Origin of the sequence: Priestia sp. TSO9 (assembly GCF_021029645.1) — a bacterium.
In the GTDB taxonomy this organism is placed as follows: domain Bacteria; phylum Bacillota; class Bacilli; order Bacillales; family Bacillaceae_H; genus Priestia; species Priestia megaterium_E.
This window is the reverse complement of record NZ_JAJEKD010000031.1, coordinates 1-551: the sequence shown is the minus strand read 5'-3', so window position 1 is coordinate 551 and position 551 is coordinate 1. Positions and strand designations below refer to the sequence as shown.

Annotated in this window: 1 protein-coding gene; it reads left to right on the top strand. The window is 35.4% G+C overall.

Annotation, left to right across the window (positions count from 1 at the left end):
* On the top strand, positions 1 to 551 hold a 551-nt coding region (locus LJC66_RS27390; RefSeq protein ID WP_230933927.1), incomplete at both ends, for a DUF3987 domain-containing protein.

The following is a 551-nucleotide window of genomic DNA, read 5'->3' as shown; positions in this document are numbered from 1 at the left end:
AATACCAAATTCCATTGTAGGTAAAAGGAAAATTAGGCCAAAGCCCATAGAAGGAAACATTCTTGATAAGTACATCAATACTGTACTCAAACTTTGTGAATTTTCTCCAAGTGACACAATTCATCTCCAATACGATACTGAAGCTGACTCAATTTTACAAGCTATGCAGCTAGATAATGAAATAAAATTAAGAGAAGATGGTGAGTTGTCTGATATTCCAGATTGGGGCGGCAAGCTAATGGGGCAAATAGTTAGAGTAACAGGATTGCTACATTTAGCGGAAGTTTTCGGAGAAAATGAAAAATTGAATGGCGGTGACATACCGAGAATGATAAAGGTAAGCACTGTAAGCAAGTGTTCTAAGTTAATTAATTATCTTTCAGAACATGCCAAGTCTACCTTTGGATGTATGAAAATAGATCAGAGAGTAGAAGATGCAAAATATCTGTTGAAAGTAATACTGAATAAAAGGTCGGATGTAATCCTTTATCGTGACATCCAACAACTTACAAAAAAAAGATTCCCAACTACAGACACATTGAAATCGACAC